Here is a 25369-nt window from a genome sequence, read left to right on the forward strand (position 1 = left end):
GTCGCGCCGAACGCTACCATCGCACCTAACAACAACTAGCAGACTCTAACACGCCAAATCACGCGGTTTGCGGCACCTTCCGCACGGCGCCAGGAGGTTTGTTAGCACGCGGTCGTCATAGAGGATGGGATAGTTATGCAAACAACATTGGACTCACGCGCGGGAAGGGTTTGCGGTGCCGAGCATTTCGCCGCGAGCATTCTCGCATTGCTGGAGAGGGCAGTCCGTGAAATTGAGCATGATCGCGAGGTAGCCAAGGCCGTGATCGCGCGCGCCTCGACGCTGCTGAAGATCGAGGCTGAGCGCCAGCTCGCCAAGGACGATCATCCGAGCGGGCAGGGCATGCTTACGGCTTGGCAGGGGAGGCGCGTGGCCGCTCACATAGAAGCCAATTTGGCGGATCCTATTCGCATCGAAGCCCTGGGCGACTTGGTTCATTTGAGCGTCGCCCATTTCTCGCGAGCATTCAAACGGAGTTTCGGGCAGTCTCCCCATGCCTATCTCGTGGGGCGCCGCCTGCAACATGCCCAGCATTTGATGCTGACGACCGATGCCGCCCTCTGCGACATCGCGCTTGCCAGCGGTTTTGCCGATCAGGCACACCTCTGCAAGCGATTCCGCAAGGATATCGGCGAGAGCCCGGCAGCCTGGCGGCGGGAGCGGCGCCAATCGCCGGTAGACGCCGTCGCAGCATAGAGGATCCCGAATGACGGCGCGCGAAATGGAAAAGGAGCGATGCGCTCTTCCAATCATAGTTGCGCGGCATGGGATTAACTGGCACTCGTCCGAGCCAGAAGGATTTGTGGCCGGCCCCATCACATTCAACCGCGAGTCAAATCATGAGCAAAACGCTGAAATCCATCGCCGTCGCCGCGATCATATCGGCGGCCGGCACCGCCGCTGCCAAGTCCGGAAGCAAACCGGAGATTCTTCTCGTTCACGGCGCTTGGGAGCAGAGTGACGTGTGGCAGGCAGTGACGCCGATGCTGAAAAAGGACGGCTATCCGGTCAAGGTCGTTACGTTGCCGGGTCGTCCCAATTCGCCGCTGGCGCCGAACAAGGTCAGCCTCGACCTCTATCGTGACACGGTCGTTAAGGCGATCGGCAAACCGAAGCAGCCCGTGGTACTCGTCGGTCACAGCTTCGCCGGTTTCACGATTTCGGCCGCCGCCGAAGCCGAGCCGAAGCGGATCAAGACACTTGTCTACGTCGCAGCCTATCTGCCCAAGGACGGCCAGTCTCTGCTCGACCTCGGTAATTCCGACAAGGATAGCAAGATTGGTCCGCACCTTCAGATCATGAAGGACAAGGGTATCGCCGCGATCGAATACAATGCCCGCGCCAACGTCTTCTGCCTCGACTGCAACGCCACGTTCCGTAGCGCTGTTCCAAATCTGATCGTCGATGAACCGTTGGTGCCGCTAGTCACACCGATTCATTTGACGGAGGCCCATTTCGGCAAGGTCGACAAGGTCTATGTTCATACAGCCAAAGACCAGGTGGTCAGCCCCTCGCTCCAAGCGGCCATGGTCGAAGCGACGCCCGTCCGCAAGGAGTTGACGCTTCAGACCGGCCATACGCCGTTCCTGACGGATCCCGCCGATCTCGTCAAGGATATCGAGGCCGCCGCTCAGTAAGACGTCGACTTTCCGCCACGGCGATCGGTCTCAGCATAGACTGGTCGCCGTGCTCTTCCTTTTTCCACGGCCGGACGTCGGTCGCTACCGCGGCGGAGCGTTCCGCATGACCCTGCTGGATGAAGTCCTCGAAGCTCATGGCGGCCTGGCGCATTGGCGAGATATGCGGCGTTTCGTCGTTCATATGTCGATCGACGGATCCTTGTTGGAAAGCAAGGGTTGGGGCGGAGCCCTGAGGGAGATGGTCGTCGAAGGGCAGTCGCTCGAGCCGTACCTTCGCATGACAGGATTTGGCGCCGTCGGCCAGGTCGGCTTCTACAGCCCTGATTGGATATTGCTCCAGCAACTGGATGGAACGGTGCTTGGCGAATGGACTGGCCCACCTGCGGCCTTGGCTGGACAGGTCGATGAGCGTCAATGGAGCGCCCAAGAGCTTGCGTTCTTCTGCGGCTACCGGATCTGGCACGACTTGGGCGCGCCGTTTCTATTCGCCGGTCCAGGTGTCCGATGCGAGGATGCTGGACTCTGGCATGAGAGCGGCGAGACCTGGCGTCGTTTGAGGATCGGGTTCGAGAACGATGTCCTCTGCACGCGCGAACAACATCTTTACATCGATGCCAATTGCTTGCAGCGTCGTCTCGACTATGCCGCGCGGGAAGCCGGCGAGCGAATGGTCGCGCAATACACCTGGGCGCATCAGAGCTTTTCTGGCATCGTCATTCCTACCTTGCGCCGCTCCTTGCTTCTGGGTGCGGACGGACGGCCCGATCCGGCAGTTGAGCTGCTGCGCTCCGAGATCTTCGATGCTCGGTTTGAATGACACTCAAGACAGCCGATCAATGAGCATTCTTGCCTTTTTGAGATCTCCAGTCTCGAAACCCTCCGTGAAACTGCCATACACGGGCGCCAGCAACGCACGCGCCTCGCAGGTGCGGCCTTGCGCGTGCCACAAGTCCGCGAGCCGTGTTGCGGTCCGCAGCTCAAAGGAGCGGGCTGCCTGCTGGCGTGACCACCGAAGGGAGGCTTGATACGCTTCTTCCGCCCCCATCGAATTCTCTTTGCTGGCTCGAAGGACATCGCCCTGAATTCGCAAGACTTCAGGCCAATACAACAGCTCGCCCGTGCAAGCGACCCGATCCGCAGCCTTTCTGATTGTCGCCAGAGCGCGAGCTTGTTCGCCCACAGCGATCAGCCCTTCCGAAAGATGCGAGAGGAAGACGGTCTTGAGCATTTTGTATCGGATGGAGGCAAGCGTCGTTATGCTGGCTTGTAACAGTTTCACCCCTCCATCGCAGTCTCCGGTTGCGAACGACAAAACGCCTTTCCAGCCAAGGCCCACGGCGTGATATGGAGGAAGTGAGTGCTTTTGGGCAAGATCAACAAGAGCGTCGATCAACTGCTCGGCAAAGGCAAGATCATCTACCCACAGAGCTAGCGATGTCGTCCACAACAGGGTGATGCACGAGGAAACGCCATGACCGAGACGCTGCGCCTCATCGATCGAGCGACGAGCGATGGCGATCGCCTGGTCTGGATATCCTTGTATCCAAAGCGTCCTTGCCAAGGCGTCATGGGCGTGAATTCGATGGTTGATACCGAAGCGCGGCATGCGCGCGGATGCGCCAGTCTCGGCGCCGTTCAATTCACGCTCGCTGTACCGACGCGCGCTTGCGTAGTTGCCGGCGAAGTGGTCCGACGAGGCTAGCATCCAGTCTGCCGCGCGTTTGCCATTGCGTTCCCGGTCGTCCGCGATGGTCTTTGCATCCGAGGCGATCATGGCTGCCGCATGGAAATTGGCGACCCGCAGTTGGAAGATATAGAGCGCCTCCAGAAACAGGAATTCATGATCCCTGTCGTCGATCGCGCGCGCGATTGCGAGGCCATGCAAGAGGGCCGCTTCCGCGTCCTCTGTATTGCCCTCGGTGAAGGTGATCGAAATCCCCAGCCACATATACAGCTTCATGTCGCTGCTGCTTCCACGCGCCTCCGGCGGGAGTGCCTCGATCGCGCGTCGAGCCCAGGCATGGCATTCGGTCAAAAGTGACAGTTCAAGAAACAGCGGCGCCGCCGCGGCAGCAAGGGCAGCACCAAGGTCGGGCTCACGTTCCGCCGAGAACATCCAGACGAGGCAAGCGCGGATGTTGACGATGTCCTCGCCGTGAGTGATCAGCGGCGTGACCGGCACTTCAGTCGGCGATATTTCGCCGGCCTGCTGCAGGAGCCGGCAAAAATGTTCGGCCTGCCTTAAGAAGCAACATGATAGCTCGCCGCTGTCGGCAAGCTTCGCGAGCATATAGGCACGTGTCGTGGCCAAAAGGCGATAGCGCGGGCTCCCGGTGCCGATCTCGACTGCAATGAGCGATTTGGCGGCAAGGTCGGCGACAATATCGATAAGCTGAGCTTCTTCGCCGTCCGCCGCCACGGCTTCGATTGCGTCGAAGGTGAAACTGCCGGCGAAGGAGGCGACGCGCCGTAACACGGCTCGTTCGCCATCGGTAAGGAGGTCATAACTCCAATCGAGAGCTGCGCTCAGCGTTTGATGGCGGGGCAATGCAGTGCGTCGACCCCGAGTGAAGAGCTTGAAATGGTCATCGAGAAGTTTGGAGATGCCGTAAACACCATAGGCTTCGACACGGCCTGCGGCCAGCTCGATGGCGAGAGCGATGCCGTCGAGTCGTCGGCATATCTCGGATACGATCGGCGCATCGGCATCGTTGAGTTCGAACCGATCGACGCAGGCGGCGGCCCGTTCTACGAAGAGTTGCACGGAGGGAAAACGTATTGCATCGGCTGCCGTTTGTCCTTCCAACTCCGTCGGAATATCGAGCGGAAAAAGTCGGTAGACATGTTCCCCCTCTACCCGTAGCGATTCACGGCTGGTCGTCAGGATATGCAAGCGCGGAGAGGCTGCGAACATCCTCTCCGTCCATAGGGCGACCGCTTCGACGACATGTTCGCAGCAATCGATGATCACCAAGACGGGCTTTTCCTCGAGAAGGCGGATTAGGCTCGGCTCTGGATCGTCATGGCGGACGCTCAGTCCAAAGAGGGAAGCCAGGGTGGAAGGGAGCATCGCGGGATCCGTCACGGGGGCGAGATCGGCGAAATAGACTGACCCGTCAAAATGCGGCACGAGCCGATGTGCCACGGCGAGTGCGAGCATCGTCTTGCCGATGCCAGCCGGGCCGACAATCGACACGAAACGCTTGTCCAGAAGTTGTCCTCCTACTGCTGTAATCATCGCATCCCGACCAATCAGTCGCGGCAAGCGCGCCGGCAGTCCGATGCGACGTCCTGGCGGCGCGCCGAGAATGGGGGCGGCATCAGTTGCGCCGCCGTTCGCGGACTGCGCTCGGTCGCGTGTGAAGGGAGCGACGAAGCAATAGCCACGGCCCGGCACGTTTGCAATATAACGTGCTCCATCCTTCCCATCTCCCAGGGCTTTCCGAAGCGCGGCAACGTGGAAGCGCAGGCTTCCGTCCTCAACCGTGACTGTGGGCCAGACCTTTTCGACCAGTTCACTCCTGCCGACGACTTCTCCGGCCCGTTCGACGAGGCAGAGCAGAATGTCCAGCGCCCGGCCCCCGATCGTCAAGGGATGTCCCTCTCGCTCGAGTAGGCGCTCGGCGGGACAAAGGTGAAATGGGCCAAAAGCGACAATCTCTTTTGCAGTCTCCGTCCGAGTGAGCATCTCGCGCCTCCGATCGCCTGCTCGGGTAAAGCTTTTGCGTCAGGTTGATTAAATACAGCGTGAACCCGGTGCCTTCTCGACGTCCCATTGTCCCAACACGGCCGGCGTCATCCACAGATCGAACGGAAGGAGCCGTGATTGTTGTCGACGTTGTCCGCAGTGACGACGAAGAAGCTGATCCGCCAACTAGTAACGTTAAAAATTTCATGTACCGGCCTTTGCCGCGGCATAGGAATTAGCACAATGGCCCAACGTTTTCTCCGCAGCCATTTGACCGTATCGGAACGAAAACTTGTCTCTTGGGTGATTTCGGTCCAAAATTAACGCTCACGGAAACTATACCCTCTAATTTATTGTAACGTTACGAATTCACATTAACCGATGAGGGCGCGACATCATGGCGGTGGTGTTCCGAACGGACGAGGCGACGGACGACAGTCAATTCGCCCGATTTCAGGATATATATGCGTCCGTTTATCTCAGGATGGACATAACGTCAGATGTGCCGGAGGCCTTCCATGCCTCGATTGATCAGACCTGGGTCGGCCCGATGCTCTTTGCCGAAAATACAGTCGGAAGACATACGGTCAACCGCACGCGCCAGCATATCGCCCAGGGAAGTGACGATCTCGTCATCATTCCGTTGATATCCGAAGGGACTTGCGCAGTGTTTCAAGACGGCCGCGAGGCAGTCATCGGGGCGGGCGAGTTCGCGCTGATCGACGTCGACAGGCCCTACAAGGAGGAGGTCGGCACTTCCATGCAGTCGCTGGTGGCGCTGCCCCGGCAGATGCTGACGAGCCGTATCGGCGAGATCGGCGACCTGACGGCAACCACCTTGCGGCGGGAGGAGCCGCTGGCCGGCATTGCCTTCGACATGTTGGCGGGGCTGTCGCGCGCGGCCGGGCGACTGGCTCCCGAAATCACCGAATATGTTTCCAACCAGGCGCTCGATGTGCTCGCCCTGGCGATTGGCGAACGACTGGGTCGCAAGCAAAGCAATCCGTCTGGACACCGAACGCTCATGCGCTTGCGCGTCAAGAATTACATTCAGGCTCATCTCAACAGGGCCGAACTCACGCTCGACGAGGTGGCGCGGGCGAGCGGCATCTCGCCGCGATACATCCATTCACTGCTCGCAGACGAACAGACGTCGTTCCGTCAGTATGTCCTTGGCCTGCGGCTGGAACATTGTCGTAGGGCGCTGGCATCGCCCGTACATCGCGGGCGATCGATCGGCGAGATTGCCTATTCCTGGGGCTTCAACGATCTCGCCCATTTCAGTCGTGCGTTCAGAGCGCGCTTCTCGACGTCGCCACGCGAGTGGCGCCAGCATTGCCGGGAGAGCGAAAAATAACCTGCCAGTTGAACGTGTGCGGGCCTCGCTGCGTCGTCCGCCACAGCCTTCGAACCTGATGTCAATAAAGTCGGTTTTCGCATAAATCGCCAAATCAGGCTGGGTGTGCACAAGCATTTGTGCTCGGCCATGCACTAGCTTCCGCGCATATCGAAAATAGTGCGCAGGAGATTTCAGCATGTCCTATTTTAAGACCTCCGACGGTACAGACATCTTTTACAATGATTGGGGCACGGGCCAGCCGATCGTTTTCAGCCATGGTTGGCCTTTGAGCGCTGATGCGTTCGAGGACCAGATGTATTTCCTCGTCTCGAACGGCTACCGCTGCATCGCGCATGATCGCCGGGGTCATGGCCGCTCTAGCCAGCCTTGGCACGGCAACGACATGGATCACTATGCCGACGACCTCGCGGAACTCGTCTCCGCCCTCGACCTGAAGGATGCGATGCATGTCGGCCACTCCACCGGCGGTGGCGAGGTGGCTCGCTATATCGGTCGACACGGCACAGGCCGCGTCGCCAAGGCCGTGTTGATCGGTGCAGTACCGCCCTTGATGTTGAAGACGTCGGCCAACCCCGAAGGCACGCCGATGGAAGCCTTCGACCAATTGCGTGCCGCAGTCCAGGCCGATCGCTCGCAGTTCTGGAAGGATCTGAGCATGCCCTTCTACGGCTATAATCGACCGGGTGCGGCAGTTTCTGAAGGTGTACGCGAGGCATTTTGGATGCAGGGCATGAGCGCAGGATTTCCGGCATCCTACTTCTGCATTAAAGCCTTCTCGGAAACCGACCTGACGGAGGATCTCAAGCGCTTTGACGTGCCGACATTCGTCCTGCACGGCGATGACGATCAGATCGTGCCTATCCGCGATTCAGCGCTGATTTCTTCCTCCCTGATCAAGGATGCGACCCTCAAGATTTACGAGGGTGCTCCGCACGGAATGTGCACGACGCTGAAGAACCGGGTCAACGACGACCTCCTTGCCTTCATCCGCGGTTGAGCCATCGCAACATCACGCCGTTCTCGTTGCAAAACAGGATCATTCGATCATGACCAAATTTCATTCCGCCATGATGTCTCGCCGAGGCTTCTGCCTCTGCTGCGCAGGCGCCGCAACAATGGCCGCGACCGGCACCTGGTTGACGCCGAGCGAGGCTTTCGCGCAAGCGAGGGCGATCGTCTTCTTCATCAAGTCCGATGCAGCCAACGCCGAGATCAGCGTCACCCCCCTGCGGCGCGGCGTTAGCGCGCTTCAGGGCTCGGGCGGCAACATGGCGGTCCTGACCGGCCCGGATGGCAAGCTGCTCGTCGATGCCGGCATTTCCGTGTCGCAGCCGAAGATCAAAGCGGCGCTGGCCTCGATCGACGCCGCACCGATCAAGCATCTCGTCAACACGCATTGGCACTTCGACCACACGGACGGCAATGAATGGGTCAACGGCGCCGGCGGCGTCATCCTCGCCCACGAAAACACCCGCAAGCGCTTGTCGTCGGCCCAGCGCGTCGAGGACTGGAAGTTCGATTTTCCGGCTGTTGCCGCAGCAGCGATCCCGACTGAAGTTTTCACCGACTCCAAGGAGATGAGGCTCAACGATTCAACGCTAGCGTTGAAATATTACGGACCAGCCCATACCGACGGGGATATCTCCGTCTATTTCGAGGAAGCCGACGTTCTCCATACCGGTGATACTTTCTGGAATGGCATCTATCCCTTCATCGACTATTCGACCGGCGGCAATATCGACGGCTCCATCCGCGCGGCGGAGGCCAACCTCATATTGGCGACCGACAAGACCATCATCATCCCAGGGCACGGTCCGATCGGTACTCGCGCCCAGCTTCAGGATTTCCGCGACATGCTCGTCGCCATCAGGGAGAAGGTCGCGACCCTCAAAGGCCAGGGCCGGTCGGTCGATGACATCGTTGCTGCCAAGCCTTCGGCTTCCTTAGACGCCAAATGGGGACAGTTCGTCATCGACGGCGGCTTTTTCACGAAACTGGTTTACGAAGGAGTATAAGTGATGACCGCCCCCGCCATGCAAGTGCTAGCCGGCATTTCGGTTCCCTCCACGCCACTGATCGACAAGGCCATCGACTATGCACGGGAGTGCTCCGAACCCTATATGTTCAACCATGTCGTCCGATCCTGGCTCTTTGCCGTCAGGATCGGAGAGATGGAAGGCATCGAATATGATGGTGAAGTGGTCGCCATCGGAACGCTCCTGCACGACATCACCTTGACCAAGGATTTCAAGGGACCGCGGCGCTTCGAGGTGGAGGGCGCCGACATTGCCCGAGAATTCGTTCGTGAAGCCGGCTTTGACGATCGCCGGGCTCAGTTGATCTGGGACAGCGTCGCACTGAACTCCACGCCGTCGATCGGGCTCTACAAGGAGGCGGAAGTGGCGCTCTGCACAGCCGGTATCGGTCTGGATTTCGCCGGACGGCTCTACAACAAGATTCCATCCGACGAGATGCGTGCCATTGTCGGCGCCTATCCCCGCCTTGGTATGAAGAAGCAGATTGCCGAATGCGTCTGCTGCATCGTCGCGAACGCCCCGCAAACCACCTACGGCACCTTTGCAAGCGACTTCGGCGCGCGTTTCGTAGCTGCGTACCAGCCGATATCGCTGGTCGATTTGCTGATGGACACCCCCTTCGAAAGTTAAGCCCGCAACGCAATGCATGTTGGAGATCATTTTATGACTATGATGGATTGGAACGAATACCATAAGCAGGTCTATGCCGGCCTCGGTGAGATCGGAAAGGTCAGCCCCGATATCGTCAAGGGGTATCAGTCTCTCGGCAATGCCGCCACCAAGACCGGTTTGCTGGGCCCAAAGGTTCAAGAGCTGATAGCGCTCGCCGTTGCCGTCACAGTGCGCTGCGACGGTTGCATCGTTGTCCATACCGAAAACGCCATCAAGGCGGGAGCTACGAAGGAAGAGATCATCGAGGCGCTGGGAACAGCCATCTCCGTCAATGCAGGAGCTGCTCTTGTCTACTCCGCTCGGGCGATGGATGCCTTTGCAGTGAAGAAACTCTAAGCCGTAGCCGATTAGGCGATGAACGCCATCGCGCGCGGACTTGGATTGAAGGTGACGCGCAGCCAGTTGAAGGATTTCGTAGAGTCCCCGATCGCAGCGTTGCGTGAGAAGGGCCAACTGTCCTCGCCGGAGGGGCCGTTGCCGTCGTCGAGAATTACGGGCGCCGTCAATTGGCGCCCTCCTTATCGAGCCCTTGATTCGTGGTCAGCGCCAAGCCCGCAACAGAAGAGCAATGGCTCGAAGAACATGGTGGATCTGATACGTAGGGTTATCTGGGCTCCTCGGGAAGGACCGCAGATAGCTCTCGTTGATTGCCTGTTCCGCGAAATCTTCTTTGGCGGCGCGCGTGGCGGCGGTTAGACTGATCGCGTCCTCGGAAAATATGCCATCAAGGCCGCGCTTTACGGATCAGCCTTCAATGCGCTGTTCTGCCGGCGTGAACTGCCGATGCTTGATGACGGGATCGAGTGCAGCAAGGAGATCTACGGCAAGCGCTCATCCACGATGAAGCGCAGATCGATGACTTCTTTGCCGCGGCTGAGAAGCTCTAGTCTTGATGACGGGAGTCCCACGTTCCCGACCAAGGGTTGCTCCGGGACTCCCGGCCGTCGCGTAGGTGTCCCCGCTTCAGCGCGTGCAATAAATCGCCCGTTGCCGGGTTAAGCCAGAGCAAGCGTCCTCGCGTCGGAAATGCGAGATTAATATCCACTGAGTGCTGTGTCGTTCTGGGCCGACACCCGAAGATTTGACGGACATCTCATTGGCCAAACGAAATTCTTCGCTCTACGGCGGGTAGGCTTCAGTGATGCGAACGAAGCAGCACCATTGCCGGGCCTGCGAGAGCCGCAGCCGCGATCACGAGTGAAATCCCCACCTTTAAGGCCTTTATCCGGCGCGTCCTGACGCCGCTCCAATCGTACGCCAACTGATCTCCCCAAGTGCTGCTCAGCGTAAAGCACCTAGCGGCCTCCTACCGTAAGGCAAGGGGATCTATCCCTTTAAAAGGAGACGCAACCGAATGAAATGGCCCTACCTCGTGGCAGGGAGGTAGGGCCAGGGAACCGGGTACGGCTCATGCTGCGCGAGCAATTTTCCGGGGGGGGCGTCTTGTTCGCGCGAGGTTTGCTACCACCGCAAGATGAAACCAAACTGAAGATCAGCAAAGCAGGCAGCGGCGGCGCCATGGCGGGTGTGGACCACAAAGCAGCTGACCAGATCGTCGAGCGCTCGCTCGAAGCCGGCGTCAACTTCATCGATATCGCCGATGTTTATTGGTTCGGCGAATCCGAAAGGCTACTCGGCCAGGCGCTGAAGAACCTGGACGTCCCGCGCAAGGACGTCGACTCGCCGTTCAACGCCGTTCCCGTCCTGAAACACGACATACTAGCATTCCGGAATCGTTATGTCCGTGACGCCTGCCGCGCCGATATCGATCACTCGTTCAAGAGTTAAGGAACGAGTTCGACCTCACTCGGACGCCATTCCTTCGAAATAACGGCGGTCCGGACGCCTTCTTTCTGCAGGACGGCACGAGCTTCGACCGCCAGATGCAGTTCGGAGCCGGTGGAGAAGATTGTCAATAGCCGTTCTCCCCCTTCGGCTTCCAGAAGCACGTAGGCACCTTTGGCCCCAAGGTTTTCTTCCGACGGTGCCTTCCGAAGGAGCGGCAGGCGCGACTGCGCGATTAAAGCAGCTTCGCGCGGCCCGTCCAAGATCGCTTCCCAGCAATCTGTCGTTTCGATCGGATCGCCCGGCCTGTAGACAGCCAGCCGCGGGATGTCCCGCAGCGCACTCAGATGTTCGACGGTTTGATGTGTCGGCCCGTCTTCGCCGAGCCCGATCGAATTGTGCGTCATCACGAAGATTGGATCTCCATCATCGCAGCAAGCCCGATCGACGGGCGGCAAGGCGCGAAGTTGCATCGGAACGCAAGCGACCTTCGCAAAGGTCTTGGAACTCTTTCCCTACTAAATTTCCAGGCGGCTTAGAAAACTTACTCTGCTCAATCTGCTCCACGGAACAGCTCGTCATACCAAAACGCGCTGCCCTAAGCGGATCGGTAAAATGCAAGCGAACTCAAATGATTCGAGAGGTTACCTTCACTTGTGATGGTCTTTAATGCCGTAGATGCATTGAACTATATCCGAGCTGATCGCCTTGAGGTCATCCGCGGGGTTTCCGCCGTTGCCTTCGGTCTACAAGCCCTGACACCCTCTGAGCGAGATCACAAAATCGATCTGGTGCGACATGGCCAGAAGTGAAATTTGCCCCATCCTAGGTTAAAAATAATTATCGCTCGGAGCCGCTTTTGGCTTCCAGCTCGACGCTGCTGACCAAGACCGACACCTTGGCCTTGCTGACACTTGTCGTGATGGTCGTGTATTTCGTCGTCGATTTCCTGATGGGCGGCGTGGCTTTGGCTATGGTTCGGCGCAACTTGAACCGCAAGCGGCCTGCCGCGTCCTCCGCCGAAGCGATCAACGGCGAACCCGGACGGAAGAAGCGCCGGCCGCGCGAGCAGTAGTTCCAGAAGCGCTTCGAACCGAGATCGACGTGAACGATGCCGTTGCAGTATGTGCCGATGCCGCCGATGTCAGGCGCGCTGACCGCGGCTGCGATTACGGCGCGATAGGACGCGCCGGGCACGCGGATGTCGGCTGCCATGCAGCGCCGGTGTAGGGAGCCTGTTCGGCCATGCGCCCTGAGGCCTGAGGTGACGATCGGCTCTCGATGAGTTTCTGCTGCGATATGGGAGAGGATGTTGCGCAGCTTCTCCGGAAAGCAGCTAGCCTGGACGCCTACCGTCTGCAGCATGTAGGACCGGCTTGCCTCCTGGTGCGATCCGCTCACCTCTTGCCGATTGCCCATGGCGTATCGGCGGACGGGTTCTGCCTTACCCGTTGCTGCGGAAAATAGAACGACCAGAATCACAAACGCGATCGAATAGGTTCGTTGCATTGACCTACCTCCGAGACGAGCCTCCCGCGCTCTACGACCCCGAAGAAAATGGTTTTCCGGCCAGAAAAATCTACAGGCAAAAATATACTAAATTAGTAGTAAAATTATTCCACAATTATCATTAAAAACGATGAAATTGAAAGACTGATGGATATTCACATCACTTATCGATGTGTATGGAGGGGTTTACTTCCTTCCTGGAGGTGAAAACGCAGCGCGGGTGACAATGAACTTCAAGAAACTGGCAACGTTGATTTAGTCCGCTTGTTCTCACCTCATCCTGCTATGTTTCGATGGCAAATACTCTGCCAGCCACGGTCGTGACGGTGTACGAAGGCCAGGAATGGTCCGGGCTTCACGACCACTGGGCGCCGATCGGCGGATTCTTCCCGGCTGCGGTCGCCATCGCCGTGACCTCGCGCGGTCCGGGAAACCTAGACGACCGCTGGCGCAACATAGGCGGCGTTTTCCCCGCCGGCCATAAAGCGACGGCCATCGCGCGCGCCGGGAACAATCTGGATCTGTTCATATGTGGCGGGGACGGGCGGATCTACACATCCTGGTGGCAGAGCTAGCGCCGGAATGTGAAAGAACGCCTCAGTGAAACCGATGTTCGACATGCTGAGCAGCTTGCATTTCGGCAACAACCACGAATAAGCCTAACTGCGATCAATTCCGCATTGAAATGATCCGCTGGTCATTTCGGGCGAAGAACCGAAGGCAATGAGATGACGCTCCCAGACGTTGACGCGACTACTGCAGTTCAGATGATCCATGACCGGGAAATCTCGGTCACCGAACTCGTTGAAGCTGCGATCTCGAAGATTGAAGTGAACGATCCCAGCATCAACGCGGTCGTCGTCAAGGATTTCGACCGGGCAAGGGAGGCCGCCAGGATCGCGGAAAACCGGCGAACGTCCGGCGAGGGCGGACGCCTTCTTGGCCTGCCGACCACCATAAAGGAATCCTTCGACGTTTCCGGACTGCCTACGAGCTGGGGCGTGACCTCTATGTCAGGCAACGTTCCGGCATCCAGTGCCATCGCGGTGCGGCGCCTCGAAGATGAGGGCGGGATCGTACTCGGCAAGACCAACGTGCCGACGTTTCTCGATGGTCTGGGATCGTCGAACGAAGTCTACGGTCGTACGCTCAGCCCGCTGGGCGCCCATCTGTCTCCCGGCGGGTCGTCTTCGGGCTCCGCAGTCGCCGTGCGGGCCGGATTCAGCTACCTGGACATTGGCTCCGACCTCAGCGGGTCCATACGCCATCCGGCTTCGTTCTGTGGTCTGTTCGGCCACAGCCCCTCGCTCGGACTGGTCCCGCAGCGGGGACACAGTTTATTTGGCCGCGTCGCGCCTTTCGATATGTCCACGCCGGGTCCGATTGCACGGTCGGCACGCGATCTCGCGCTGGCCCTCGACGTGATCTCAGGCCCTGACGACGATCTGTTGCCTTCGCTCAAGGGAAGGCTTGCATTCCCGCGCCACGAGGCGCTGCGAGACTACCGCGTCCTCGTTCTCGACAGCCATCCTCTCGTTCCGACCGACGACGAAGTCTCCTCTGCGGTTGTTGAGTTCGGGCGGAGGCTTGCGTCAGCCGGCGCGAAGGTCGTCGACGGTGCGTCCATCGTGCCCCCGCTGGATGCGTCGACCGAAAACTACATGCGGCTCCTCGGAGCCGCGCTGAGCACCGGTCAGGACGACGCGACGCGGGCCAAGCTGTCGGCGCTCGACGGCAAACTGGGACGGGAGCCGGACATGCGGGGCAACTTTCTCCGCGGGGCCGTCTTCTCGCATTCCGAATGGCTGGATTCCCAGGAAAGGCGCATCGGGCTCCGGTGGCAGTGGAAGGACGTCTTCCGGGCCTATGACGCAGTCATCTGTCCTGCAGCGCCGATCACTGGTCTTACCCACGAGGAAGTGGACGCGGGTACCGTGAAGATCGATGGCGTCGACGTCAAAAACGACGACCTGATCGTATGGGCGTCGGTGGCGAAGTCCGCCGACCTACCTGCCACGGTGATCCCGTTCGCCACGTCGCGCGGCGGTCGTCCGATCGGCGTCCAGATCATCGGTCCGTTCATGGAGGACCTCACGGCCATAAGGCTCGGAGTTCTGGCAGGCGAGGGCGGTCTCGCTCCTTCGTATGCGAACGTGATCGCGCCTCCCTACGGCGTCGTCTGATCGCGCTTCAAGCGATCGATCATCCAGCCTCCGGGCGGACCGCGTAGGGGTGTTGTCGAGCTTCCATGAAATATTGGCCGCCGAACGACCGGCGAGGTCTTTACGTGAGGCTATCAATCAGCACCCTGAGAGCCGACGATACGTGTCGCCGGCTGCTGTAATAAAGATAAAGCTGACCAAGCGAGCACTCCCAGTCTGAAAGACACCTTACCAGACGGCCATTCTTAATGTGGTCGTCTGCGAGGTTCGCGAACACCAAAGCCAGCCCACCTCCGGCCAGTGCCGTTTCAATCATCAAGCTTTGGTCGTCCAAAGTAATCGGCCCGTTAATGGACACGCTCACGTGTTCGTCGCCCATTGCGAAGTCCCACGGAAATATAACTCCGCTAGGCAGCCGGTAGCGGATGCACTGGTGTTCCAGCAGGTCCTTTGGAGCTCGTGGAATACCGCGAACACTCAGGTATTCGGGCATTCCAACAACGGCGAAACTGAAGACCGATGTCATGCGAGCGGCGATCATGTCCGGTTGCAGGCTCTTGCCGAAGCGTATTCCGGCATCAAAGCCCTCGGCGACGATATCGACGAGCCGATCATCAGAAGAGAGATCGATTGAAAGCCCAGGATTTTCGGCGGTCAGCCTGGCGATCACAGGACTCAGGATAGTTTGCGCGACGGCGCGCGGCGCCGTGAGACGCAGCGAACCGGATGGCGAATCCCGGAAACGATTGAGGTCGTCAACTGCGCTCGCAATTTCGTTGAATGCTGGATTCAGCCTCTGGAAAAGCTGATGCCCAGGTTCGGTCAGAGACACAGCTCTTGTATGGCGGTTCAAAAGTCGAACGCCCAGGTCTTCCTCAAGCCCCTTGATGGAATGGCTGAGCGCCGAGCGCGTCACTCCCCGTTCGATAGCCGCGCGCTGGAAGCTGAGCTGAGAGGCGACAGAAACGAAAGCCAATAGGTCATTTATCCGATATCTCATGTTGAATTTCATTCAACACGAAGTCAAATTTGTCAAAATTGTCTCTACGGTGGTCGCCGACTATCCCTTTTCAAAGGAAATTGGAAAGGATGACGACATGCGAACAATTGAAATTGGTGAACGGACAGGACTCGATAGCTGGCGTCTCGTCGACCGCGAGGTTCCCCAGGCCGGGCGCGGCCAGGTGGCGATACGCGTCCACGCCGTGTCGCTGAATTTCCGCGACGTCCTTCTCGCAGATAGCACCTACGGATTTCCCGTGCGGGACTCTCGGGTAATCGCTGCTTCAGACGGCGCAGGCGAGATCATGGCAGTCGGCGAAGGCGTGACAAAGTGGATGGTCGGCGACCGGGTCGCCGGCAACTTCAATCAGAACTGGATCGGCGGCGCCCAGCCTGTCGATGCGTTCCATCATATGTTGAGTGGAGCGCGTGATGGGATGCTGGCGGAGACTGTCGTGCTGAACGAAGAGGGGGTCGTCGCGATCCCTGAACACCTCTCGTTCGAGGAAGCCGCCACGTTGCCGATCGCCGCGGTCACAGCGTGGAACAGCCTGTACGGACTAAAGCCACTTCAGGCAGGTCAAGCGGTGTTGACGCTTGGCACAGGTGGAGTTTCCATCTTCGTCGTCGCTGGTTGCGTACTTCTCGCGGACGGGAACACGCGGGTGATCGCCGACCAGATCCGGAGAGCGAAATGTGCCGCTCTGTTCGAGATCAATCCCGCAGTCCCGTACCCGGAGGACTACGAGGAGGCGTGGCCTAGGCCAGCCGCGAGACAGCGGCTGGCTACCTCCTGCCTCTCGTAACGTCCATCCCGGACATGCGCCAATACGATGCGATCTATCTTGGGTTTCCGATCTGGGGGATGACCGCGCCGCCGGTGATCCGCTCGTTCGTTCAGGCCTACGACCTGTCAGCCAAGGCGATGTATCCTTTCATTACCCATGGCGGATATGGGCTTGGCAACAGCGTCGATATCTTGACATCTCTCGCGCCTCGCGCCGAATTGAAGCCGGTTTTCTCGATGGAAGCGGATCAGGAACGGAGAACGCTCGAACAGGTTAGAGGCTGGTTGGGCGGCTAGGTGCCTTCGAAAGACCCTCGAAGGAGGACACGCGGAACTCCAGTGATCGGCAGAACGCGGAAGAAGGAGGCAGCATACGACATCAAGGCCACGCGGACGTCTCCCGACGATCACGACTTGAGCAGCAGGCTCCGCCCTGCGATTTTCTCCACCTGCGGGGTCCGGTTTGGAACATTGGACCGGCGCGGCGGTTCTTCTCACAAAGCCAAATGGAGAAGACGATGCCCGACTTTGAACACGACATTCAGAAAGTGTGGGACTTGGCCGACAAGATCGGTTTTTGCATGCTCACCACTCAGACAGGCACAGACCTCCGTGCCCGCCCAATGTCCGCCTACGCCGAACGACTGGAAAATGCTTTCTATTTTCTCACGGACGTTACAAGCCATAAGGACGACGAGATTGCACAGCATCCGAAGGTCTGCTTGGCTTTCGGCGACAGCAAGGGCCAGAAATATGTTTCCGTATCAGGTACGGCTGAGGTGCAAAACGATCGAGAGATGATTAGGGAACTCTGGGCGACCCCCGCGAAGGCATGGTGGGACGGCCCTGAAGACCCGTCGATCAGAGTATTGAAGGTCACGCCTTCCTTCGCTGAGTATTGGGATAGCCCAGGCACGGTTGTCAGCTATATCAAAATGGCTGCGGCCGCCCTGACGAGCGCCAAGCCCGACATGGGTGACAATGCCAAGGTTCATATGTAGCCCGAGGCTCGACAGTTATTGTTCGGCCACAGTCATGAGCGCAATTTTACCAACGGTCGCGCTCATAGCTCACCTTCGCTGTCGGCAAAATTGGCAGGCAGACGGGCCGACGACGCGTTCAGCGGCGAGACAAATCTATACCAAGGGCGACGAGCGCAGGATTGTCGGTTCCGGCCAAGCTTGCGGCGTTTGTACTGGCGCCCGAGACATTGGGCTGCAGCGCGATGGCGATCGGCAGCGCCGCGGCGCCGAGGGCTGGAAGCTCCGAGCTGTGCTCCGCCCGCATCAGGCGGGGCAGGGTATTGGCATGCCGATGGATCATTGCCGGCAGTAGCGGCGACGTCGCATCGATGAGGCGCTCGAGCAGTTCCGCCGGCAGACCGCCGCCGATGACGACGGTGTCGGGGTCGAACATCGCCTCGATGTTGCGGATGGCGATGCGCAGATATTGCGCAGCCTCTCGCAGCCAGGTCGTGAGTCGGGGATCGTCATCGAGCAGGCGCTCCACCAGCTCTTCAGCCGAAACCTCATCGGGCGTACGCGTCGGACCGCAGATCGTTTCCGCGGCTGCGTAGAAGGAGACATATTGCTCAAGGCATCCCCGGCTGCCGCAGGCGCAGAGCCGCCCGCCAGGCTTCACGATCAGGTGGCCGATTTCGCCGGCGCCGCCGAACGCGCCTCTATAGTGGTGTCCGTCCAGCACCAGGCCACCGCCGATGCCGAGGTTGAAGTGCAGATAGAAGAACGAGCGGACGGCGCGGCCGATCCCGTAGAGCCGTTCGCCGATGGCCGCAACGGTCGCATCGTTTTCGACGAATGTCTTGATCCCCGTCAGTTCCTCGAGGCGCGCCGTCAGCGGGAATTTCGTCCACTCGTCGCCCTCCTGTACCTTGTCGTACCAGAAGGTGCCATTTTCGACCGTGCCCGGTACGCTGCAGCCGACACCCCATATGTCTTCGCGCCGCACGTGCCCGGCAACAAGCAGCCGGGATGCGATGTCGCCAAGAACATCGGCGGTCGTCGCCGGGGCGCGTTCCTTGAGGCTATGGGTTTCGCTCGCCACCACGGCGCCGGTCAGATCGACAAGCAGGCCGGTGACGTGCTGATAGGCGAGGCTGAGGCCTATCGTGTAGCCGCCGCTCGGGTTGAGCGACAATTCTACGGCGGGCTGGCCACGCTGGCCCGCGCGCTTGCCCTGCTGCCGGATGAGGCCCGCCTCTTCAAGTTCTGCCGCGATGTTGGAGATAGCCTGGACCGTCAGGCCTATCGTCTGCGCCAGTTCGGTACGCGTGATCGGGCCGCTGCGCCGTACGGCGTCAAAGACGGCCCGGCGGTTGAGCGTGCGGGTTTGAAGGAGGTTCGTGCCAGGCAGCACGCCTTCACGGTCGAGGCGGAGATTCATGCGTTTATTCATACCATTGTGATCGCCTTTATCAAAAGTCTTTTAATTAAAAAGTGTTGTGTTATCTTTTCTGCGGCAATCATGCGAGCAGCGTGCCTGCCAGTGTCTCTGGGGTCGCGAAAGAGCCGGACATAACCGGCCGCCAGCACCGCGCTCCCAGCGTAATGAGGGTGAACGTAAAACTAGGATGAAATCAATGAAGACTGCCCGTAGACGCAGGTAAAGCCTGCTTCATCACCGCTGTCCGCGACTTAACCAGTGTTTCCCGGCGAAACGGCTGATGGATTATCTATGGTTGTATTTTGCCGATGTGAAAGTGGAGGGCCTGTTTTTACATGAGACGATATAATCAAATAATAACAATAAGATAAATAAATCTTGTTTCTAATCTGATTCATCATCACGGCGGAATGCGGCAAAAAATAAAATTGGGATGTTCAACTTGACAATGCAGATTCGCCGCTGCTAGCTATTAACTAAATAGTTATTTATCGGCATTGAGAGGCCACGTTGCGAGCGATGATCAGCATCGAGAATGTCTCAAAATCGTTCCCGACGAAGGGGGCCGGAACGTTTACGGCTCTGGACGGTGTGAGCATGCAGATCCGCGATCGCGAGTTCTTCACACTGCTTGGGCCGTCAGGATGTGGTAAAACAACACTTTTGCGAATTATAGCTGGTTTCGAGCTTCCAAGCTCCGGCACGGTGAGGATTGAAGGGGCTGACTCCTCCTACCTGCCGCCGCAGAGGCGACCGGTGAATACGGTTTTTCAGAGTTACGCGCTGTTCCCGCACATGACGGTCGCCGAGAACGTCGCTTTCGGGCTGCAGATGCAGAAGGTGGCAAGGCTGGAGCGGGAAGCCCGCGTTTCCGAGGCGTTGCGGCTCGTGCGTTTGGAAAGCTTGGCCTCGCGATTGCCGCGTCAGCTCTCCGGCGGTCAGCAGCAGCGCGTTGCGCTGGCTCGCGCCTTGGCGCCTCGCCCGAAGGTGCTGTTGCTGGATGAGCCGCTGAGCGCCCTTGACCTGAAGCTGCGCAAGGAGATGCAGAGCGAGCTGAAGCGACTGCAGCGGGAAACCGGCATCACGTTCATTCTGGTCACGCATGACCAGGAAGAGGCGCTCGCCATGTCCGACCATATCGCCGTGATGTCGGCGGGCCGCGTATTGCAGACCGGCGAACCGCGCGAAATCTACGACAATCCGAAGAGCCGCTTCGTTGCCGATTTCATCGGCGAATCCAATGTCCTGCCGGGCGCGATGGTCGGTCGCAGCAGCGATATCCTCGTTGCCGTGCGGCCGGAGAGGATCGCACTCTCGGCGCCGACAAACGGATTTCCCGGAAGGATCAGAGGAACGGTCACCTCGGTGACCTATCTCGGCCTCGATACGCTTTACGAAATCGTGCTCGAAAATGGCGATCGGCTGCGCAGCCGCTGCCGGCAGTCGGTCGCCGGTCTCGATGCCGGGCAGGCCGTAGTGCTCGATTGGCCGAGTGATGCCGAACGGCATCTGGCGAACTAGCGGGAGGGGCGGATGAATGCACACCGCACGCTAACGCTCGCCGCACCCGCCGTCCTGGTCATCGGCATTTTCATGGTCGTGCCGCTTCTGGTGGCCGTCGCCTATTCCTTCATGACGGCCAATCCCTATGGCGGCGTGGACATGCCGCTGACGCTGGACGCATATGTCCAGTTTCTCTTCCAGCGAGACTTCGACGACACGCTGCTCTTCTCGTGGAGCTATGTGATCATCATCCTGCGGTCGATCTATCTCGCGGGCCTGACGACGGCGATTTGCATGATCCTCGGCTTTCCGGTCGCATGGTATCTGGTCTGCCAGGGCGAAAACCGGCGTCGCACACTGCTTTTTCTGGTCACGCTGCCATTTTGGATCAATACGCTGATCAGAACCTATTGCTGGGTATTGATCCTGCGCGACGAAGGCTTGGCGAACGGCCTTCTCAAGGCTGCTGGTGTGATCTCGACGCCCTTGCCGCTGCTCTACAACGACGCCTCCATCCTGCTTGGGCTCGTCTATACCTTCCTGCCCTTCATGGTCCTGCCGATCTATTCGACGCTGGAGCGGATCGATCCGAGGTTGATCGAGGCGGCCTATGATCTTTACGCGAACCGCAGCGCTGTCTTCCGGCGCGTGATCTGGCCGCTTGCAAAGCCCGGTGCCCTGGTCGGCGCTAGCCTCGTCTTTGCGCCGTCGCTCGGCTCTTTTCTCGCGCCGGATCTTCTCGGCGGCGGCAAGAAGCTGCTGATCGGCAGTCTGGTGCAGATGCAGTTTACCTCGTCGCGCAATTGGCCATTCGGCGCGGCACTTTCGATCCTGGTGACGATCGCGGTTCTTTTCATCTTCGTCGTGCGCTCGACAAAAGCCGAGGAGGCACGGCTATGAGCGCGCGGCGGCCCTTCGACTGGCGCTACACGCCGGGTCTTGGTGCCTTTACGGCGGCCATACTCGCCTTTCTCTACCTGCCGCTGGTGATCCTCGTCGTCTACGCCTTCAACGCCAATCAGCTGGTGACCGTCTGGTCCGGCTTCAGCTTCCGCTGGTTTGCGGAAGTGGCCGCCAACGAGGATATCCGGCGCGCAGCCTTCAACAGCATCGTCATCGCCATAGCCGCGACAATCGCCTCCACAGTGATCGCGACGGCCGGGGCCATAGCCCTTGAGCGCGGTGACCTGAAGGGAGGGCGCAGCACGGTGACAGCACTGATCGCGCTCCCCCTCATTGTTCCGGAAATCATCGTCGCGATCATGACGCTGATCTTCTTTTCGGCCCTCGGCATGACCAACGGGCTCTTCAACCTGATGATCGCCCATACGGTCTTCTGTATTCCCTTCGCCCTGCTGCCCATCCAGGCAAGGCTGCGCGATTTGGGAACCAATCTCGAAGAAGCGGCGCGGGATCTCTATGCCAGCGAATGGCAGCTTTTCCGGCGCGTGACGTTTCCCCTGCTGCTGCCGGCGATCTTCGCCGGCGCCCTGATGGCCTTCGTCGTCTCTCTCGATGATTTTCTGATCAGCCTGATGGTCTCGGGCGCCGGATCGACCACCTTGCCGGTTTATGTCTACGGCATGATGCGCCTCGGTGTGACGCCGGAGGTCAACGCCATTTCCACGATCCTGCTCGGCATCTCGCTTGTGCTCGTCACCGGCGCGCTGCTGCTCGGGCGAAAGAGCCAAGGCAACGAATAACCAAAATGAAGAGGGTGAACATGAATATCGCAAAGAGGATGCTGGCAACGGCCAGCCTGCTTGCTATTGCCGTCCCCAACATCGCGCATGCGGGCGAGGGTGTTCTGCACATCTACAATTGGACGGACTATACCTCCGAGGAAATGGTCAAGAAGTTCGAGGCTGAGACCGGCATCAAGGTGACGATCGACACCTATGATTCCAACGAGACGGCGCTGGCAAAGATCAGCTCGGGTGCGGCCGGCTACGACGTTATGATCATCAGCAACGACTTCGTGCCGATCTTCGTGAAGCAGGGATTGTTCGAGAAGGTCGACGTGGCTTCCATGCCGAACTTCAAGAACCTCGATCCGAAGTGGCAGAAACGCTCGTGGGATCCGAAGGCGGAATATACCGTGCCGTGGGTTTGGGGGACGACATCCTATTCGGTCGACACCGCCGTCTATAAGGGCCCAACCGACAGCCTCAAGGCGCTGTTTGAGCCTTCCGACGACCTCAAGGGCAAGATCGGCATGTTCGGCTCGCCGTCGGAAGTCATGTCGCTCGCTCTGCTTTACCTCGGCAAGGACCAGTGCAACAGCAACCCGGCCGACCTCAAGGCATTGAACGCCCTGCTCGAAGCACAGAAGCCCTTCGTGAAGGTCTACAATTCCGATGGCACGACCGAACGGCAGGTGTCAGGCGAAACCGTGATGCACGAACAGTGGTCGGGAAAGGCGCTTGCCTCGCGCCTACAGAAGCCGACGGTCAAATACGTTTTCCCCAAGGAAGGCGTCGTCGGCTGGATGGACAACGTCGCGGTCCCGAAAGGCGCCCCTGATCTGGAGAATGCCAAAAAGTTTCTGAACTTCCTGATGGACCCGGAAAACATCGCCCTCCAGCAGAAATCGACCGGTTACCAGAGCGCCGTCACCGGCTCCGACAAGTTCCTGCCGAAGGAGACGGGCGAGTCGCCGGAGTTCAATCCGCCGAAGGATCTGAAGATCGTCTTTGCGCCTGCCTGCGAAGAGAAGGCAACCCGAGCCTATGACCGCATCTGGACGTCGCTCCGCCAGTGATCCGCCAATCAAGCGCAAGACGGCCTGAGGCGTGCAGCTTTCAGGCCATGAATCCGAGGACAGAACCATGAATGAAGCTGTTAAACCCGCCACGTTGAAACCCGCTGCCGCACCTGCGCCCCCGGAACATTTGCAGGCACTCAAGCCATTGACGCCGGACGAGATCAATACCGTCGTTGCGACCGTGAAGGCGGATCTGGAACTCGGCCCCGGCGTTCTGTTCGAAAACATCGATCTGCGCGAACCCACACCCGCCGAATACCGCGCCCACCTGGAAGGCATTTCGCTGCCGCGCGAGGCGCGCGTCAACGTCAACCATCTTGAGGTCCACGGCGTCTGGCAGCTCATTGTTTCGATAGCCGACAAGACGATCATCCGCCGCAAGCATTTCCCGACGGCACGCGCAGGCTTCATGGTCGAGCAGATGCTGAGCGTCGAAGTCAACGTCAAGAACGATCCGCGCTTTATCGAAGCCTGCCGCAAGCGCGGCATCACGGAAATGACCGGCGTCATCGTCGATTCTTGGTCGGGCGGCAATTTCAGCCACGAGGACGAGGAGGGCAGGCTGATTTCCCACACCTTCTCCTGGCTGCGCGTCCATGAGTTCGGCAACTACTATGCCCATCCGATCGAAGGGCTGAATGCGGTCATCGACGTAAAGACCGGCGAGGTGCTGCGCGTCGACGATTATCCCGATCATCCGCCCATCCCGATGACGCGATACGACTACGATCCGGACTTCCTGCCGCCGCCGGACGCGCCCTTGAAGCCGCTCGACGTCGTTCAGCCGGATGGTGTGAGCTTCACGATCAAGGACCACGCGATCTCCTGGGACAAGTGGACGCTCGCCATCGGCTTTACGCCGCGCGAGGGCCTTGTTCTCCACGATATCCGCTATGACGGCCGTTCGGTCGTGCGTCGTGCTGCCGTGGCCGAACTCGTCGTTCCCTATGGATCGCCGCTCTACGGCCACGCCCGGCAGAACATCTTCGATGTCGGGGAATACGGCTTCGGCAAGCTCACCAACTCGCTTCGCCTCGGCTGCGATTGCCTCGGCCAGATCCAGTATCTCGACGCCCATGTTAACGGACTGCAAGGCGAGGTGGTGACTATCGAGAAGGCTGTCTGCATCCATGAGGAAGACGCAGGCATCCTCTGGAAACACTGGGATTTCCGCACCGGACGAACGGTGCTGCACCGCGGACGCAAGTTGGTCATTTCCAGCATTTGCACGGTCGGCAACTATGAATATGCCCAATACTGGTATCTCGATCAGGCCGGCGAGATCGAATTCGAGATGAAGGCGACCGGCATCGTCAATACCAATGCCTGCCACCCGGGGAAGCCGGACAAATATTCGACGGAAATCCAGCCCGGGCTTGGCGCCCCAATCCACCAGCACATCTTCTGTGCCCGCCTCGACATGGCGGTAGATGGCAGCGGCAACAGCGTCGTCGAAACCAACTCCTACATGGAACCCTATAGCGACAGCAATCCGTACGGCAACGCCTTCCACGCCGTCGACACGGTGCTGAAAACCGAGCTTCAGGCAGCGCGCCGGGCCGATCTTGCCACCCATCGCAGCTGGAAGGTCATCAATCCGAACAGGCTGAACCACGTCGACAAGCCTGTCGCCTATAAGCTTCATACACCGAACTGCGTCACGCCGATGATCCAGGAAGACGGCCCTTCCGGCATCCGCTCCAATTTCATCCGCAATCACATCTGGGTCACGCCGTTCAACGAGAACGAACGCTATCCGGCGGGCGAGTTCGTCGCCAATTCGGACGGCAGCGATGGTTTGGCCGAGCTCGTCAAGCAGGACCGGAACGTCGAAAACACCGACATCGTGCTCTGGCACTCATTTGGCCTGCACCATGTCGTCCGGGCGGAGGACTTTCCAGTACAGCCCTGCATTTCCTGCGGCTTCTCGCTGGCGCCGGCCGGCTTCTTCGAGGTCAATCCCTCAAACAATCTGCCGCCCGTCGTCAACAAGGCGAGTGTGCTGGCGGGACAAGACAAGGGAAGCTGCTGCTGATTGCGGCGGAACGACCGGCGGCA

At 59.3% G+C, this 25369-nt stretch carries 23 protein-coding genes and 2 pseudogenes; 19 read left to right on the forward strand and 6 right to left on the reverse strand.

Going from position 1 to position 25369, the window contains the following annotated elements:
• The first annotated feature begins 135 nt into the window (after positions 1-135).
• From FHT86_RS03745 to FHT86_RS03755, 3 genes are all read left to right on the forward strand, one after another.
• The gene (locus FHT86_RS03745; protein ID WP_133705590.1) at positions 136-696 is read left to right on the forward strand and encodes a helix-turn-helix domain-containing protein; all 561 of its coding nucleotides are present in this window, start codon (positions 136-138) and stop codon (positions 694-696) included.
• Between the two features lie 143 nt (positions 697-839).
• Positions 840-1637 (forward strand): alpha/beta fold hydrolase, encoded by a 798-nt coding sequence (locus FHT86_RS03750; protein ID WP_133705591.1) that lies wholly within the window; start codon positions 840-842, stop codon positions 1635-1637.
• Positions 1638-1743: 106 nt separating this feature from the next.
• Positions 1744-2457, forward strand: a complete 714-nt coding sequence (locus FHT86_RS03755) for a hypothetical protein (protein ID WP_133705592.1) — start codon at positions 1744-1746, stop codon at positions 2455-2457.
• A 3-nt stretch (positions 2458-2460) separates the two neighbouring features.
• On the opposite strand, the gene FHT86_RS03760 is transcribed toward FHT86_RS03755, so the two are convergent.
• Complete coding sequence (locus tag FHT86_RS03760; RefSeq protein ID WP_166656737.1) at positions 2461-5232, reverse strand: ATP-binding protein; 2772 nt, start codon at positions 5230-5232, stop codon at positions 2461-2463.
• A 493-nt stretch (positions 5233-5725) separates the two neighbouring features.
• Here FHT86_RS03760 and FHT86_RS03765 point away from each other — a divergent pair, with 493 nt between their 5' ends.
• From FHT86_RS03765 to FHT86_RS03785, 5 genes are all read left to right on the forward strand, one after another.
• Entirely contained in the window at positions 5726-6685 is a 960-nt protein-coding gene (locus FHT86_RS03765; protein WP_133705594.1) for a helix-turn-helix domain-containing protein, read from the forward strand.
• A gap of 178 nt (positions 6686-6863) precedes the next feature.
• Complete coding sequence (locus FHT86_RS03770; RefSeq protein ID WP_133705595.1) at positions 6864-7685, forward strand: alpha/beta fold hydrolase; 822 nt, start codon at positions 6864-6866, stop codon at positions 7683-7685.
• A gap of 49 nt (positions 7686-7734) precedes the next feature.
• Complete coding sequence (locus FHT86_RS03775; protein ID WP_133705596.1) at positions 7735-8703, forward strand: MBL fold metallo-hydrolase; 969 nt, start codon at positions 7735-7737, stop codon at positions 8701-8703.
• Positions 8704-8706: 3 nt separating this feature from the next.
• The gene (locus tag FHT86_RS03780) at positions 8707-9354 is read left to right on the forward strand and encodes an HD domain-containing protein (protein ID WP_133705597.1); all 648 of its coding nucleotides are present in this window, start codon (positions 8707-8709) and stop codon (positions 9352-9354) included.
• Positions 9355-9387: 33 nt separating this feature from the next.
• The gene (locus FHT86_RS03785; RefSeq protein WP_133705598.1) at positions 9388-9732 is read left to right on the forward strand and encodes a carboxymuconolactone decarboxylase family protein; all 345 of its coding nucleotides are present in this window, start codon (positions 9388-9390) and stop codon (positions 9730-9732) included.
• An 11-nt stretch (positions 9733-9743) separates the two neighbouring features.
• Here FHT86_RS03785 and FHT86_RS03790 read toward each other — a convergent pair whose 3' ends face one another.
• Positions 9744-9902, reverse strand: a complete 159-nt coding sequence (locus tag FHT86_RS03790) for a hypothetical protein (protein WP_166656738.1) — start codon at positions 9900-9902, stop codon at positions 9744-9746.
• 988 nt (positions 9903-10890) lie between these two features.
• Here FHT86_RS03790 and FHT86_RS37740 point away from each other — a divergent pair.
• Positions 10891-11073 (forward strand): annotated as a pseudogene (locus FHT86_RS37740) (aldo/keto reductase); the annotation flags it as partial.
• A gap of 107 nt (positions 11074-11180) precedes the next feature.
• On the opposite strand, the gene FHT86_RS03800 reads toward FHT86_RS37740, so the two are convergent.
• Together FHT86_RS03800 and FHT86_RS03805 are read right to left on the reverse strand one after the other, a co-directional pair.
• A complete protein-coding gene (locus tag FHT86_RS03800) occupies positions 11181-11588 on the reverse strand; it encodes a transketolase-like TK C-terminal-containing protein (RefSeq protein WP_246779444.1) in 408 nt (135 codons plus the stop codon).
• Positions 11589-12249: 661 nt separating this feature from the next.
• Positions 12250-12690, reverse strand: a pseudogene (locus FHT86_RS03805) (YcbK family protein); the annotation flags it as partial.
• Between the two features lie 293 nt (positions 12691-12983).
• Here FHT86_RS03805 and FHT86_RS03810 point away from each other — a divergent pair.
• Together FHT86_RS03810 and FHT86_RS03815 are read left to right on the forward strand one after the other, a co-directional pair.
• Positions 12984-13265, forward strand: a complete 282-nt coding sequence (locus FHT86_RS03810) for a hypothetical protein (protein ID WP_133705600.1) — start codon at positions 12984-12986, stop codon at positions 13263-13265.
• Between the two features lie 153 nt (positions 13266-13418).
• Positions 13419-14873 carry an amidase family protein gene (locus FHT86_RS03815; protein ID WP_133705601.1) on the forward strand — a complete coding sequence of 485 codons (1455 nt, stop codon included), beginning with the start codon at positions 13419-13421 and terminating at the stop codon, positions 14871-14873.
• 100 nt (positions 14874-14973) lie between these two features.
• On the opposite strand, the gene FHT86_RS03820 is transcribed toward FHT86_RS03815, so the two are convergent.
• Positions 14974-15828 carry a LysR family transcriptional regulator gene (locus FHT86_RS03820; protein ID WP_246779369.1) on the reverse strand — a complete coding sequence of 285 codons (855 nt, stop codon included), beginning with the start codon at positions 15826-15828 and terminating at the stop codon, positions 14974-14976.
• Positions 15829-15949: 121 nt separating this feature from the next.
• On the opposite strand from FHT86_RS03820, the gene FHT86_RS37745 reads away from it, so the two are divergent.
• The 3 genes from FHT86_RS37745 (at position 15950) to FHT86_RS03835 (ending at position 17642) form a co-directional block, all read left to right on the forward strand.
• Positions 15950-16660 carry a zinc-dependent alcohol dehydrogenase family protein gene (locus tag FHT86_RS37745; protein ID WP_133705602.1) on the forward strand — a complete coding sequence of 237 codons (711 nt, stop codon included), beginning with the start codon at positions 15950-15952 and terminating at the stop codon, positions 16658-16660.
• A 14-nt stretch (positions 16661-16674) separates the two neighbouring features.
• The gene (locus FHT86_RS37750; protein WP_133705603.1) at positions 16675-16938 is read left to right on the forward strand and encodes a flavodoxin; all 264 of its coding nucleotides are present in this window, start codon (positions 16675-16677) and stop codon (positions 16936-16938) included.
• A gap of 209 nt (positions 16939-17147) precedes the next feature.
• Positions 17148-17642: a pyridoxamine 5'-phosphate oxidase family protein gene (locus tag FHT86_RS03835; RefSeq protein ID WP_133705604.1), complete on the forward strand. Its 495-nt coding sequence runs from the start codon at positions 17148-17150 to the stop codon at positions 17640-17642.
• A 118-nt stretch (positions 17643-17760) separates the two neighbouring features.
• Here the strand turns inward: FHT86_RS03835 and FHT86_RS03840 are convergent, their stop codons facing one another.
• Complete coding sequence (locus FHT86_RS03840) at positions 17761-19056, reverse strand: ROK family transcriptional regulator (RefSeq protein WP_133705605.1); 1296 nt, start codon at positions 19054-19056, stop codon at positions 17761-17763.
• A gap of 507 nt (positions 19057-19563) precedes the next feature.
• Here FHT86_RS03840 and FHT86_RS03845 point away from each other — a divergent pair.
• From FHT86_RS03845 to FHT86_RS03865, 5 genes are all read left to right on the forward strand, one after another.
• Positions 19564-20565, forward strand: coding sequence for an ABC transporter ATP-binding protein (locus FHT86_RS03845; RefSeq protein ID WP_133705606.1), 1002 nt, complete (start codon positions 19564-19566; stop codon positions 20563-20565).
• A 12-nt stretch (positions 20566-20577) separates the two neighbouring features.
• Entirely contained in the window at positions 20578-21447 is an 870-nt protein-coding gene (locus FHT86_RS03850; RefSeq protein WP_133705607.1) for an ABC transporter permease, read from the forward strand.
• Complete coding sequence (locus FHT86_RS03855; protein ID WP_133705608.1) at positions 21444-22250, forward strand: ABC transporter permease; 807 nt, start codon at positions 21444-21446, stop codon at positions 22248-22250. The genes FHT86_RS03850 and FHT86_RS03855 overlap by 4 nt, the downstream gene beginning before the upstream one ends.
• A 20-nt stretch (positions 22251-22270) precedes the next feature.
• The gene (locus FHT86_RS03860) at positions 22271-23308 is read left to right on the forward strand and encodes an extracellular solute-binding protein (RefSeq protein WP_208116632.1); all 1038 of its coding nucleotides are present in this window, start codon (positions 22271-22273) and stop codon (positions 23306-23308) included.
• 67 nt (positions 23309-23375) lie between these two features.
• Positions 23376-25346 (forward strand): primary-amine oxidase, encoded by a 1971-nt coding sequence (locus FHT86_RS03865; RefSeq protein WP_133705609.1) that lies wholly within the window; start codon positions 23376-23378, stop codon positions 25344-25346.
• The last annotated feature ends 23 nt before the right edge of the window (positions 25347-25369 follow it).

This window comes from Rhizobium sp. BK313 (assembly GCF_014193655.1).
GTDB lineage: Bacteria > Pseudomonadota > Alphaproteobacteria > Rhizobiales > Rhizobiaceae > Rhizobium.